Origin of the sequence: Pilimelia columellifera subsp. columellifera (assembly GCF_039532605.1) — a bacterium.
Classification (GTDB): Bacteria; Actinomycetota; Actinomycetes; order Mycobacteriales; family Micromonosporaceae; genus Pilimelia; species Pilimelia columellifera.
The window spans coordinates 12,617-25,117 of sequence record NZ_BAAARY010000020.1; the positions used below are offsets into that span (position 1 = coordinate 12,617).

Consider the following 12,501-nt stretch of genomic DNA (forward strand, 5'->3'; position numbering starts at 1 on the left):
AACTCCCCAGACTGCGGCAATGCGACACGCGTCACTTCCGTTGGTACGGGGGCATCCGGCTAAAAGTTCACTCCGGAGAGGTGTCATACCCACCGGCCCAGCTCGGCGACCATGAATCGGTGACCGAACTGCCGACCACCGGCGGGCGGACGCCTCGTTCGCACTAATGATCGGCGGCCGACCCGGACAGCTGCGGAGTTCCAGAAGCCGCCTGTCGTCGGCCGCCCCCGGACCGCAACGACGGCGCTCCAGGTCGATCACCAGCCAGGCGGCAGTCTGGCCCGCTCCGTCGATCAGTCGTCGCACACCAGGTGCGGCGAAGGGCCTCACAACGCGGCGGGCCGGCGACGGATCATTCTCCGCTGCCGGCCCGCCGTAACCCGTCGCTAGCTGAACATGCTGACCCCGCCCGGCCCGACCAGGAGACCGACCACGATAAGGACGATGCCCCACAGCACCTGACTACGGAACAGGGCGAAGATGCCCGAGACCACCAGAATCACCGCGAGAAGCCAAAGAATCGTATCCATGAATGCCTAATCCCCCAGGCCCCCGGACGCTAAACCGAACATCGAGGGCGACGCGGGCCCGAAACCAGACTCGCGTCGCCCTCGACGTGCCCTCCGATGGCGATCCGCCGGAGGGAGGCTCTAGAACTCGTCCAGCTGGCCGCGAAGCTTGGCGAGGGATCGGGCGAGCAGCCGGGAGACGTGCATCTGGGAGACGCCGATCTCGGCGGCGATCTCGGACTGGGTCATGCCGCTGAAGAAGCGGAGCATGAGGATGCGCTGCTCGCGCTTCTCCAAGGTGCCCAGCGCCGGGCCGAGGGCGACCCGCAGTTCGGTGACCTCGAACTCGGCGTCCTCGCCGCCGAGCATGTCGCCCAGCTCGGTGGCGCGGTCGCCGTCGCTGGTGGGCGTCGACAGGGAGACGGCGTTGTAGGCCCGGGCGCCTTCCAGCCCCTCAAGGATCTCCTCCTCGCTGACCTGGAGGTGGGCCGCCAGATCGGCGACAGTCGGCGAGCGTCCGAGGGTCTGCTGAAGGGCCCCGGTCGCCTCGGTGAGGCGAAGTCGCAGCTCCTGAAGGCGACGGGGCACCCGGATGTCCCAGGTGCGGTCACGGAAGTGCCGTTTGACCTCGCCGAGGATGGTCGGGATCGCGTAGCCGGCGAACTCGACGCCGCGACTCGGGTCGAACTTGTCGACCGCCTTGATGAGGCCGATGTTCGCCGTCTGGATGAGGTCGTCGATCGGCTCTCCCCGTCCGGCGAACCGGTTCGCGAGGTGCTGCGCCAGGGGCAGGTAGGCCTCGATGACCTGATCGCGAAGCGCGGACCGGGAAGGGTGCTGCGGGGGCAGCGAGGCCAGCAGCGCGAGATTCTCGGTGGCGCGGTCCTGGGCGGCCTGCCGGAGGCTGTCCTGGGTCTTGTGCAACGTCTCGGTCGCGGTCACGGTGTTTTCCTCCCATGTCGCGTGCCAGCGCCCCCGCAGTGGCTCGCCTCTCCAACCGCCAGACCGGACCGATGACGCCTGGCCCGCCCGGCAGTAACCGTTTGGCCCCCGAACCATAAACCAATCGGCCCCCAAAAATCTAGCCGAAAGTACGATGCATAAACCTTGCAATATACGAGAAAAGCTGGACGAAAGCCGCAGGAACGCAGCCGAAACAGGCACACGTTTGCTCGTGCGTCATGGAAATTTCACCCCTCGGTCCATCCGGAAGGCCGATGCCGCACCAGATGTGCGACGCCCACATCCACCGCTATGGGTGAATGACTTACTGTCCTATCTGCACGCTGCGCCGGCGGCGCCACGCCCGCCAACGCAGTGCGCCGGCTCCCAGGTCCGCACCGCGCGCGCCCAACCCCCGAGGTGTCCCATGGCTGAGATCCACCACTTCACGTACGGCTGGTTCAACCCTGTCGTCGCCTTCCTGATGGCGTTCCTGGGGTCGTTGCTCGGGCTCGTGTGCACGGCCCGGGCCCGCGACTCCCACAGCCCCGGCCGGCGGGCCCGGTGGCTCGGCATCGCCGCCGTCTCCATCGGCGGCACCGGAATCTGGCTCATGCACTTCATGGCCATGCTCGGCTTCGAGGTCCCCGACGCCGCCATGCGCTTCGACCTCACCATGACCCTCGTCAGCATGGCGCTCGGCGTCATCCCGGTGGCCGTGGGACTGTTCCTGGTCGGCTGGCGCAACGACACCCCACCGTCCCGGATCATCGGCGGCGGCGTCTTCACCGGCCTCGGCGTGCTCGGCATGCACTACACCGGCATGTGGGGGGTACGGCTCGGCGGCGAGATCAGCTTCGACCCCGCCCTCGTGATCGCCTCGGCCATCGTGGCGGTCGTCGCCGCCACCGCCGCGCTGTGGTTCGCCACCACCGTCCGAGGCTGGGGGCCGATCATCGGCGCCGCCACCACGATGGGCGTCGCCGTATGCGGCATGCACTACACCGGCATGGCGGCGATCGAGGTGAAACTCTCGCCGATGGCCGGCCCGGTCGAAGGCATCAACCCGTTCACCATGATCGTGCCGATCACGCTGCTGGCCGCGGCCGCTCTCATTGGCATCTTCTTCAGCGCGCTCCAGGCCATGACCGAGGAGGAGTTCGACCGCGCCCGTCCCGAACAGAAGGACAACCCTGACGCCGCATGGACGCTACGGCAGGTCACGCTCGCCGCCGCCATGGCTGCGCCCACCGCCGAGCACACCCGGGTCCGGTGACGCCGCGGGCGGCATCGCCCGTCGGGCGCGGTCCCGCAACATCGTCCGCACCGACCACGCGTCCGCCCGACACGATCGCGCCGCCCGCAGATACATCCACCCCGTAGGAACGAACAGCAACTGGCAGACCGCCAACGCCGCGGCGATACCCAACGGCCCCGGCGCCACCCCGGCCAGACCTCGGGTCAACGCGGCGACCACGGCGGCGCCCGCCGACCGGCCGACGCCGTTGACCAGATTGCCGAGACTGTAGACCGTGCCTCGGTGCTCAGGCGGGTTCACCTCGACGATCGAGGCGAACCAGTTCGGCGAGTTCGCCGAGGTCAGGCCGACAGCCAACACCGCCAGGCCCCACGTGAGCGCCGCCGTAGGCTCGGTGACCAGGCTCGCCAGGACCTGCCCGGCGACCGCGGTGGCCGACCCCGGGACCACCGTCACCCTCATCGGGAGGAACAGCACGAACAAATAGAGCGGGACCGCGCCGAGCACGCCGATCGCGGCCACCCGCAGCCGCGCCGCCGGGTCCCGCCGCCCCAGCCGGTCCCCGATCGCTCCCCCGACCAGCGACAACGCGCCGCCGAGCTGGAAAGCGGTGGCGAACACGCTGCCGATGACGATCGCGGTCGGCTCGTCGTACCCCTGCTCCTGTGCCCTGGCCTGAAACAGCCGGGGCAGCCACACCATCGAACCCAGCGCCGCCTGCGCCGTCAGACCCTGGGCGATCAGCCAGACGTTCGTCCGTCGGCCGAGGATCGACGGCAGATCCCTGGGCCCGATCCGCTGTTCGTAACTGCCGCCGGCGGCGAACAACGCCGCAAGCTCAGGCTCGGACCCGCCGCGGGGGACCGGCGCGCTAAGGCCATACGCCGCAGCGGCGACCACCCCAGCGACGGCCAGCGCCAGGAACGGCCGGCTCCAGTCGCGAGCGCCGAGCAGGCCGCTCAACAAGGTGCCGGTCAGGGTACCGACTCCCTGGCCCAGGCCCCAGAACGCCAACGCCAGCCCACGCCGGCGGGGCGGCACCAGATCGCTCACGACCGAGAAACCCACCGAGCCGACAGCTCCGAGTCCCACCGCGGTGAGCAGTTGCGCGACGACGAACCACGGCAACGAGTCCGCGCTCGCGGTCGCCGCGGCGCCGCCGGACCACACCAGCGTGCCCACAACCAGCAACCGCCGCCGGTCGAGCCGGTCGCCGGCGTACGCCCAGCCGACCGACGCGACCGCCGTGACCAGGAACGACACCGCGGCCACCACGCCGACGGCGGCCTCGGAGACGCCCAGGCCCACGCTGATCGGCGACAGCAACGGCGGAACCAGCCCGATGGCGACGTTGTCCAGACAGGACAGAGCGACGAAGGCGGCAACCGTGTATGCCCGCCAGGCACGCGGTAGCCAACCAGGCGACGACATGTCGTCAACTGTGACCGCTGGGCAGCGCCGCTGCCAGCGACCCGCCGACACCGGCCGGTCAGCCAGCCGGGCGGGCGCTCGCCCGCTGGGCCATCGCCCGCAGGAAGATCTCCCCGATCTTGGCCGGGTCGTCCGTGACGAAGGTCGAGCCGCCGGTGGCGTCGCTGATACGTCGCAGCGCGCTCTGATCGGCGTCGCGTCCAATGCCGATCATGGTGATCAGCACCGGACGGTCCGGGTCGGCCAGCCGACGCAGCTGCCGCAGCAGCTCCGACAACTCAAGTCCGTTCGCGTCCTCGTCCCGGCCGTCGGTGAACACGACGACGGAGTTGATCCGGCCCGGCTGCCAGTCCTCGATCATCGTTCGGTAGGCCGCCAAGGTCGTGTCATAGAGGCCGGTGCCGCCGCCGTCGTTCGGGCGTAGGCCGTCGATGGCCTTCGCCGCCGCGGCCCGGTGCGCGTCGTCGAGCTGCCGGACGGGCAGCACCGACAGGTAGTCGCGCGAGCCGTCCAGGTTGGTCGAGAACATCCAGGTGCCGATCGACGAGGAGTCGTCGAACAGCGCCAGCCCCCGCCGCGCGGCCTCGGCGGTGACCTCGGACCGGGTCGCCCCGCCCGCGGAGGGAACGGCTTGCAGCATGGAGCCGGACATGTCGAAGACCGTCAACATCCGGGCCGGCTGGGTCACCGCCGTCCAGGTTGCCAAAACACGATCGATCGCCGCAGCCTGCCCGGCCCCGCCGGCAGCCAGGGCCGGTTTGGTGGGCGCTGCGGTCGGGGTGATGAAACCGACCGGGGTGGCCCCGTCGGCCGACCGCAGACCCACCCGACCCAACGCCTTGCTGAAGGTGGCGCCGGCCAGGGCCCGACGCAGGCCCTGGGCCGCGCCGGCCCGGATCGGATCGATGCCCTGCGGCACGACGTACGGGTAGTCGAGCGCGCCGGCAGCCGGCTGCGGGTACACCGCGGCCAGGGGCGTCGAGGGGTTGGCAGCGTTGTAGCCGATCACCTGATGCTCGGCCAACGGCGCTGCCCCGATGCCGGGGCGGGGGTCGCCGGCCGCGGCGGTGAGTCGCTTCAGCAACGTGGCCGGGTCCGACGCCCGGCCCTGCGCCAGCGCGCGCATCGCCCGCGCCATGGCGGGACCGGCGGAGGCGGCGTCACCGCCCGCGCGCGCCAGCGCCAACAGGCCACTGAGACTGGCGGCGTCGCGGCTCGGCTCGACCACGCCGAGGCTCAGCGGGTCGTCGACGGCAAGCTGGCCGACCACCGTCTGCCAATTGATCTGGTTGCCCGGCCAACCGAGCCGGCGGGCTACCGGCTCCGGCATGGCCAGCACGACGGGGCTCTGCGCGACCGGGTCGGCCGTGGGCGGGAAGCCGTCGATCGCGGCGGCGAGACGTGCCGGCCAGGTCGACGAATCGGGAATCCAGACATCGGGGACGGACGCGACGCCGCTCGGCGCCCCGAGGCTGTCGAGGATGACACCGTGCCGGGCGGCGATGGCGCCGGCGACCTCGGCCGGGTCGGCCTGGACGACCTGAACCGCGACACACAGCCCGTTCACCTCGGCCCCGTCGACCGTCCAGCGGTCGGCGGCGGCTTGAACGGCGGGGGCGATCTGCGCGGCGGCGCCGACCCGCAGCCGGGCCTGGCCGCGACAGTCGGGGCCCGGATTGGCCGCCACCACAGCCCAGGTGCCGCCGACCACGACAGCGACCCCCACGACCGCGGCGACAACCGCGGGCGAGTAGGAACGGAGCTGGTGACGGCCTGGCACGAGCCTGATGGTCCGGCCGCCGCCAGCCGGTAGCCAGAGGTGGGCCGCAACAGTTATCGAATAGAGATCTATCTATCTGTTAGTTCGTGATAACACGCCGAAACGGCTGGTCATCAGGGCTGTCGAGCCATTGACGTCACATCCGAGCGGGCCACCTGGTCCATCACATGCTCGACCAGGGTGATGAGCACATCCTTACTCGAACGACGGTCCCGGGCGTCACACAACACCACCGGGACCTCCGGGTCCAGATCCAGCGCGTTGCGGACGGCCTGCGCGGCGAACCGCTGCTCGCCGTCGAAACAGTTCACCGCCACCAGGAACGGCGTCCCGCGACGCTCGAAGTAGTCGACCGACGGGAAGCAGTCCGCCAACCGTCGGGTGTCCGCCAACACCACCGCGCCCAACGCGCCATGCGCCAGCTCGTCCCACAGGAACCAGAACCGGTCCTGCCCCGGGGTGCCGAACAGGTACAGGACGATGTCCGAGCCGACACTGATCCGGCCGAAGTCCATCGCCACCGTGGTCGTCGTCTTCTGCTCGATGCCCGACGTGTCGTCGGTGTCGACCCCCACGCTGGTCAACACCTCCTCGGTGTGCAGCGGACGGATCTCGCTGACCGCGCCGACCAGGGTCGTCTTGCCAACGCCGAAGCCACCCGCGACGAGGATCTTCAACGCCAGCGGAACCCCGTGCTCAGAGCGCCCGAAGCCCATTGACCACCGCCTTGAGAACGTGTTCGTCGGGCAACCGCCCCAACCGGGGAGCCTCGTGCAGCGCGATGAGGCGCTCCGCCGCCAGATCTCCCAGCAAGACCTGGACCACGCCCAACGCCAGATCAAGGTCAGCGGCCAGGTCCGCGACGGTGATCGGCGCCACCGCCGCCGCCAGGATGGCCAGGTGCTCCGGTTGGAGGTCCACCGTCAGCGCCCCGCCCAGCGGGGCCGCCCGCACCACCGACACCACGTCGAAGCGGATCGACTCCGACCGGGTCCGACCACGGGTCAGTGTGTAGGGACGCACCACCGGACCGGCGTCCCGGTCCCAGCAGGTCGCGTCCACGGGTCTACCCGACATCGCCGTCAGCCTCCTCCGGCCGCGTCCGGGTGGGCGCGCTCAGGTCCGCGCCCACCCGCACGACCAGCATCGCCATCTCGTACGCCACCACGCCCATGTCCGCGTCGGCGCCGGCCAACACCGCCAGACAAGCTCCCTGCCCGGCCGCGCTGACGAAGAAGTATGCCTCGTCCATCTCCACGACCGTCTGGCGCACCTCACCGGCGGCGAACTGGCGGCTGGCGCTGCGGGCCAGCCCCTGGAACCCGGCGGCCATAGCGGCCAGGTGCTCGGAATCCTCGCGGGTGAGACCCTTGGAAACGCCGATCGGCAGCCCGTCGGACGACAACACCACGGCGTGTAGGGCCGAAGGCACCCGTTGCGTCAGGTCCTCGACCATCCAGTCCAGCCGCCGTGGTCGCGTCACTGCTCCTCCTCGCCCGGCCCCGCCGGCAATCCCCGAACCGCGTCCGCCCGACCCCGGCGGGTCTGCGACTGTAGCTCTGACATCAGCTGTCGCACCTGCGCCGGGGTGCGTCCACCCGGGAGCGCGAGCGGCTCGGTCGGCTCCGCCGCCGAGCCGGACGCCCCCGTGGGCCCTGACGCTGTGACGTCGGCGCGCAACTGCGGCGCCAAACTCGCCTGCCGGACCCGCTTGGGCAGCCCGTCCGCCGACACCTCCGCCGACACCTCCGCCGGCGCCGACGGCCGCCGCCCGTCCGGCCGGGCCGCGCCGACCGGGAGTGCCGCCGCGCCCGACGGCATGCGCTGGCGCGGCAGCGCCACGTCCGGCACCGCCCACAGCCGGCCGTCCCGGCGCGTCACCTGAGCCGGCGCCCGAGCCGCCACCGCACCGGCCTCATCGGTCACCGCCAACGACGGAGGCAGCAGCGCCACCGCCGTCACCCCGCCGTACGGGGACTGCCGCAACTGCACCGCCACGCCGTGCCGGGCCGCGAGCCGGGCCACCACGAACAGACCCAGCCGCGCGCTGGTGGCGGGCTCGAACTCCGGCGGCGACGCCAACCGCGCGTTGGCGTCCGCCAACGCCTCCGCCGACATGCCCAGGCCCCGGTCCTCGACCTCGATCGCGACCCCCGACGGCACCGCCTGCGCGCTGACCCGGACCCGGCTCTGCGGCGGCGAGTACGACGTGGCGTTCTCCACCAGCTCAGCCAACAGATGGATCACATCTCCGACGGCCCGCCCGACCACCGCCACGGCTGCCCCCGCCCGCACATCGACCCGGGCGTAGTCCTCCACCTCGGACACCGAGCCGCGGATCACATCGACGAGCGGCACCGGCTCCCGCCAGCCCCGGCTCGGGCGCGCTCCGGCGAGGATGACCAGATCCTCCGCGTGCCGGCGCATCCGGGTAGCCAGATGATCGACGCGGAAGAGATCGGCCAGCACGTCCGGGTCGATGGCGTCGCGTTCCATCGCGTCCAGCAGCGCCAGCTGCCGGTACAGCAACGTCTGGTTACGGCGGGCGATGTTGAGGAACACATCGTTGAGGCCTTTGCGGAACGCCGCCTCGTCGACCGCCGCCCGCACCGCCGTGCGCTGCACCTGCGCGAAAGCCCGACCCAGCTCCCCCAACTCGTCCGGCCCGTACGACAGCGCCGGCGCCTCCTCGGCGACGTTCACCTCCTCGCCCCGCCTGAGCCTCGCCACCACCCCGGGCAGGCGCTCGCCGGACAGCTCCAACGCGGCCTGCCGAAGCTGACCGAGCCGGTCGAGCACCGACCGGGCGATCCGCACCGAGATGAGGATCGTGGCCAGCAACGCCAGCAGGCCCAGGATGCCGGCGAGAGCGAGCCTCAGGACGATCCGCACCGCGATCGGCTCGGCCTGCGCGGCCACCGCTCGGGCCTGGCCGACCTCGAAAGCCCGGGCTGCCGCGGCCACGCCGCCCGCCGCCTCGCGCCACTGCCGTGTCTCCACCGGCGGGGCCTCGTTGGGGCGGGCCCTGGCCACCAGAACGTCCTCCATGGCAACCAGGTCGGTGGCCGCACGGCTGGTCGTCAACGCCCGGAAACCCGCGCGACCTGACTCAGGCAGCGCCGCCGCCGCGTCGCCGGCCAGCAGCCGTCGCAGGCCGATCAACTGGCTGACCTTGCTCGCCTCGTCGTCAACGAAACGGCCGGCCCGCAGCGCGCCGGACACCAGGGCGTCCTCCTGAGCCAACAGCTCCCGGGACCGGCTCAGACTGATCAACGACCGGGCCCGGGGGCCCAGCTCCTGGTCCCCGACGGCCGCGATCGCCGGAAGCAGCTGGAACACCGCGTCGATGATCACCGTGTACACCGCCAGGGCGCCGACCCGGTTCACCTCCCGACGGTCGATGAGCGCCCGGCCGGAGGCGAGCGAGTCCAGGACGACGTGCACCTCAGCCAACCGGCCCACCGCGGCGCCGCGCAGCGCATCGCGGGCGTCCGGATCGGACGACAGCCGACGGAACACGGCGGCGGCCCGGTCGGTGTTGTCCCGGTGCTGGTCCATCGACGGCAGCGGACTCTGCCCACCGAGGTAGACCAACGAGAGCTGACGCTCCCGCTGCAGCTCGGTGACCAGGCGCTCGGCCGGCTCGGCGACCTGCTCGGACAGCGTCTCAAAGCGCAGCAGCTGGACCGCCGGCCTGGCCGCCAACGACACCGCGTAACCCCACAGCAGCAGCATCGCCGCCACTGGCGCCACCAGCAGGGCGATCATCTTCGAACGGATCGACCAGTTGCGGGTATTCATCGGACCTCAACAAGCCGTCCACAAAGTATCGACAGAGCCATCGACATCATAGGTTCATCACAGCCCGGTCCGCGAGGCTTGACACCGTGCCGTAGCTTCACGCGCGGCGCTAGCCGACGGCGTCGACCACCTCGCCGAGGCCGGTGGACGCCAGGTCCGCGCGCACCACGGCGGCGTCACCCTCGACCACGATCACCAGGTCGTCGGGGCGTAGGTGCGCCAAGGCCGCCCGCGACGCGTCAGCCACCGAGGTCGACAGCAGACGCTCACGCAGCATGGCGTGGTAGTCATCGGGCAGGTCGTGCGTCACCAGGGTCGCCAGGGCGTCGGTGATGGCGGCCGGGGTCTGCATCTCCACCGACAGCTGCCCGGCCCGCCAGGTCCGGGCGACCGCCAGCTCGTCCTCGGTGACGCCCTCCGCCCTGGTCCGGACGATCTCGGCGACGGTGTCCGCCAGGGCCGGCCCGGTCACCGCCGTCTGCACCGACGTGCTCACGGTGAACCGACCGAACCGGCGGCTGAACACGAACTCGCCCCGGATGCCGTAGGTGTAACCGCGCACCTCGCGGATGAGGTGGTTGAGCCGCGAGGTGAACGCTCCGCCCAGGACCGTGCCGGCGAGTGTCACCGGGACGTGGTCGGGGTGGGCCCGGTGCGGGCCGAGATGGCCCAGCCGCAGCGTCGACTGCACCGCCCCGGGCCGGTCCACGAGGATGATCCGCCGGGAACCGGCCAGCTCGGCGCCGACCAGCCCCGACTCCGGTGTGGTCGGCTCGCCGGTGCCGGCGAACGCCACCGACCCGAGCGAGGACAGGTCGAGCCGGTCCAGATCTCCGGCGACCAGCAGCACGCCGGGTCGGCGGAGCCACCGCTCGTGGAAGGCGCTCAGATCCTCGACGCGGAGACCGGCGACCGAGTCGGGGTCGCCGTGCGCCGGCCGACCGGGCCGCTGGTGGCCGAAGAGCGCGGCCCGCAGCGCCGCGTCGGCCCGCGGTCCCGGGTTGGCCCACTCCATCCGCAGCGCCGACACCTCGTCGTCGCGGACCCGGTTGAGATCGTCCGGGTCCAGCCGAGGCGTACGCACCGCCTCGGCCAGGAGTCCGACGGCGGCCAGCAGCCGGTCGGTCGGCGCCTCGACGCCAGCGGCGGCGCTGTCCCAGTCGACACTGGTGAACAGCGAGGCGCCGAGCCGCTCCATGGCCAGCGCGAACGCGGTGGCGTCCCGGACCGCGGTGCCCTCCTCAATGGCCTTGAGCAACACCGAGGCGGTGCCCTCGCGGCCGTCCGGCTCCCGGCTGGCCCCGGCGTCGAGCAGCAGCGCGGCGACAGCCAGCGGACGGCCGGGCAGGTGGGCGGCCAATACCTGCCCGCCGGCAACCCGCAGCCGGACGATGCGCGGAAACGTGTACGGCCGGGCCTGACCCGGCCCCGGACGTTCGGACACCAGCGTCATCGGTTCTCCTTCGTCTCGGGCAGGTACCGCACGGTGATCCGGCGGTCGGGCGCCAGCGCCTCGGCGGCCAACGCCGAGACGCGTTCGGCCGTCACCGCCTGAAGCGCCGGCAGCCGCTGCCCGGCCAGGGCCGGGTCGCCGAACTGGGTGGCGTAACGGCCGAGCACGTCGGCCCGCCCGGCGACGGTCTGCGTCTGCCGCCACCACGACGAGGTGAGCAGGGCCTGCGCCCGCTCGACCTCCGCGGCGGTGACCCCGTCGGCGAGGACCTCGTCGATCGCGCCCACGAGGCCCGCCTCAAGCTCGTCGCCGTCCACTCCCGGACGGGCGGTGACGGTGGCGATGACCGGGGCGGGCGCGTGGGCCAGGTCGATCCCGTAGGCGGCCACGTAGTCCGGCTGGGCGATCCGGACGCCCTCAGCCAGCCGCTGGTACAGCCGGGCGCCACGACCGGCGCCGAGCACCGCCGCCAGCACCGTGGCCGTGTCGTACTCGGGCCGGCCGAACGGCGCGGTGCGCGCCGACAGGTAGATCCGGGCCGCCGGGACCTCGGCGGTGACGTCCTCGCGGACCGGTCCGGCCAACGGCGCCGGGTCGTGGCCATCCGGCGGCGGCGGGAAGCCGCCCTTGGCGGGAATGCGACCGAAGTACCGCTCAGCGAGCGAGTAGACCCGCTCCGGCTCGGCGTCCCCGGCGACGGTGAGCACGGCGTTGTCCGGGGCGTAGTAGGTGGCGTGGAACGCCTGGAACGTGTCGAGGGTGGCGGCGTTGAGGTCGTCCATCGAGCCGATCGTCGCGTGGTGGTACGGATGCCCGGCGGGGTACATCAGCGGCAGCAGCCGCAGCCAGAAGTCGCCGTACGGGACGTTCTCGTACCGCTGCCGGCGCTCGTTCTTGACGACGTCCCGCTGGTTGTCCAGCGTCTCCTGGGTCAGCGCCGGGACCAGGCCCCCCATCCGGTCGGCCTCCAGCCAGAGCATCAACTCCAGGTGCTCGGACGGCACGCTCTCGAAATAGTTGGTGCGATCCGGGTTGGTGGTGGCGTTGAGGGTGCCGCCGGAACCCTGCACGGCACGCATGTGCTCGGTCTTGGCGACGTTCGCCGAGCCCTCGAACATGAGGTGTTCGAACAGGTGCGCGAACCCGGTCTGCCCGGGGGGCTCGTGCCGCGAGCCGACGTCATACCAGAGGTTGACGCCCACCACCGGGGCGTCGTGGTCGGGGCTGACGACAACCCGGAGCCCGTTGTCGAGGCGGGTGGTCTGGATGGGCCACGGGTAGCCGGTCATGCGCCCATCTTGCCCGGATCCCGGCGGCGACGTCAGCA

11 protein-coding genes are annotated in these 12,501 nt (G+C 71.7%); 1 reads left to right on the forward strand and 10 read right to left on the reverse strand.

The genetic code is table 11. The features are described from left to right. Window positions 1–386: 386 nt before the first annotated feature. Together ABD287_RS16075 and ABD287_RS16080 are read right to left on the reverse strand one after the other, a co-directional pair. Window positions 387–530, reverse strand: a complete 144-nt coding sequence (locus tag ABD287_RS16075) for a GPGG-motif small membrane protein (protein WP_344173920.1) — start codon at window positions 528–530, stop codon at window positions 387–389. Window positions 531–650: 120 nt separating this feature from the next. Beyond that, window positions 651–1,433, reverse strand: coding sequence for a SigB/SigF/SigG family RNA polymerase sigma factor (locus ABD287_RS16080; RefSeq protein WP_425565647.1), 783 nt, complete (start codon window positions 1,431–1,433; stop codon window positions 651–653). Between the two features lie 445 nt (window positions 1,434–1,878). Here ABD287_RS16080 and ABD287_RS16085 point away from each other — a divergent pair, with 445 nt between their 5' ends. Then, complete coding sequence (locus ABD287_RS16085; RefSeq protein WP_344173924.1) at window positions 1,879–2,727, forward strand: MHYT domain-containing protein; 849 nt, start codon at window positions 1,879–1,881, stop codon at window positions 2,725–2,727. Here the strand turns inward: ABD287_RS16085 and ABD287_RS16090 are convergent. From ABD287_RS16090 to ABD287_RS16125, 8 genes are all read right to left on the reverse strand, one after another. Next, entirely contained in the window at window positions 2,662–4,140 is a 1,479-nt protein-coding gene (locus ABD287_RS16090) for an MFS transporter (RefSeq protein ID WP_344173926.1), read from the reverse strand. The two genes, ABD287_RS16085 and ABD287_RS16090, sit on opposite strands and share 66 nt — an antisense overlap. A gap of 58 nt (window positions 4,141–4,198) precedes the next feature. After that, a complete protein-coding gene (locus ABD287_RS16095; RefSeq protein WP_344173929.1) occupies window positions 4,199–5,920 on the reverse strand; it encodes a substrate-binding domain-containing protein in 1,722 nt (573 codons plus the stop codon). 113 nt (window positions 5,921–6,033) lie between these two features. After that, window positions 6,034–6,636 carry a GTP-binding protein gene (locus ABD287_RS16100; protein ID WP_344173931.1) on the reverse strand — a complete coding sequence of 201 codons (603 nt, stop codon included), beginning with the start codon at window positions 6,634–6,636 and terminating at the stop codon, window positions 6,034–6,036. After that, on the reverse strand, window positions 6,617–6,997 hold the full coding sequence (locus ABD287_RS16105) for a DUF742 domain-containing protein (protein ID WP_344173933.1): 381 nt from the start codon (window positions 6,995–6,997) through the stop codon (window positions 6,617–6,619). Before ABD287_RS16105 ends, ABD287_RS16100 begins: the two co-directional genes overlap by 20 nt. Continuing rightward, window positions 6,987–7,376, reverse strand: coding sequence for a roadblock/LC7 domain-containing protein (locus tag ABD287_RS16110; RefSeq protein ID WP_344173993.1), 390 nt, complete (start codon window positions 7,374–7,376; stop codon window positions 6,987–6,989). The genes ABD287_RS16105 and ABD287_RS16110 overlap by 11 nt, the downstream gene beginning before the upstream one ends. 23 nt (window positions 7,377–7,399) lie before the next feature. Further along, window positions 7,400–9,721, reverse strand: coding sequence for a sensor histidine kinase (locus ABD287_RS16115; protein ID WP_344173935.1), 2,322 nt, complete (start codon window positions 9,719–9,721; stop codon window positions 7,400–7,402). A 109-nt stretch (window positions 9,722–9,830) separates the two neighbouring features. Then, window positions 9,831–11,174, reverse strand: coding sequence for a M16 family metallopeptidase (locus tag ABD287_RS16120; RefSeq protein WP_344173937.1), 1,344 nt, complete (start codon window positions 11,172–11,174; stop codon window positions 9,831–9,833). Next, on the reverse strand, window positions 11,171–12,463 hold the full coding sequence (locus ABD287_RS16125) for a M16 family metallopeptidase (protein ID WP_344173939.1): 1,293 nt from the start codon (window positions 12,461–12,463) through the stop codon (window positions 11,171–11,173). Before ABD287_RS16125 ends, ABD287_RS16120 begins: the two co-directional genes overlap by 4 nt. Window positions 12,464–12,501 lie beyond the last annotated feature (38 nt).

Excerpts from the sequence above, each read along its gene's own strand:
- ABD287_RS16075 (WP_344173920.1), bottom strand. The coding sequence starts at position 530 with ATGGATACGATTCTTTGGCTTCTCGCGGTGATTCTGGTGGTCTCGGGC.
- ABD287_RS16085 (WP_344173924.1), top strand. The coding sequence starts at position 1,879 with ATGGCTGAGATCCACCACTTCACGTACGGCTGGTTCAACCCTGTCGTC.
- ABD287_RS16090 (WP_344173926.1), bottom strand. The coding sequence starts at position 4,140 with ATGTCGTCGCCTGGTTGGCTACCGCGTGCCTGGCGGGCATACACGGTT.
- ABD287_RS16100 (WP_344173931.1), bottom strand. The coding sequence starts at position 6,636 with ATGGGCTTCGGGCGCTCTGAGCACGGGGTTCCGCTGGCGTTGAAGATC.
- ABD287_RS16105 (WP_344173933.1), bottom strand. The coding sequence starts at position 6,997 with ATGTCGGGTAGACCCGTGGACGCGACCTGCTGGGACCGGGACGCCGGT.
- ABD287_RS16110 (WP_344173993.1), bottom strand. The coding sequence starts at position 7,376 with ATGGTCGAGGACCTGACGCAACGGGTGCCTTCGGCCCTACACGCCGTG.
- ABD287_RS16115 (WP_344173935.1), bottom strand. The coding sequence starts at position 9,721 with ATGAATACCCGCAACTGGTCGATCCGTTCGAAGATGATCGCCCTGCTG.
- ABD287_RS16120 (WP_344173937.1), bottom strand. The coding sequence starts at position 11,174 with ATGACGCTGGTGTCCGAACGTCCGGGGCCGGGTCAGGCCCGGCCGTAC.
- ABD287_RS16125 (WP_344173939.1), bottom strand. The coding sequence starts at position 12,463 with ATGACCGGCTACCCGTGGCCCATCCAGACCACCCGCCTCGACAACGGG.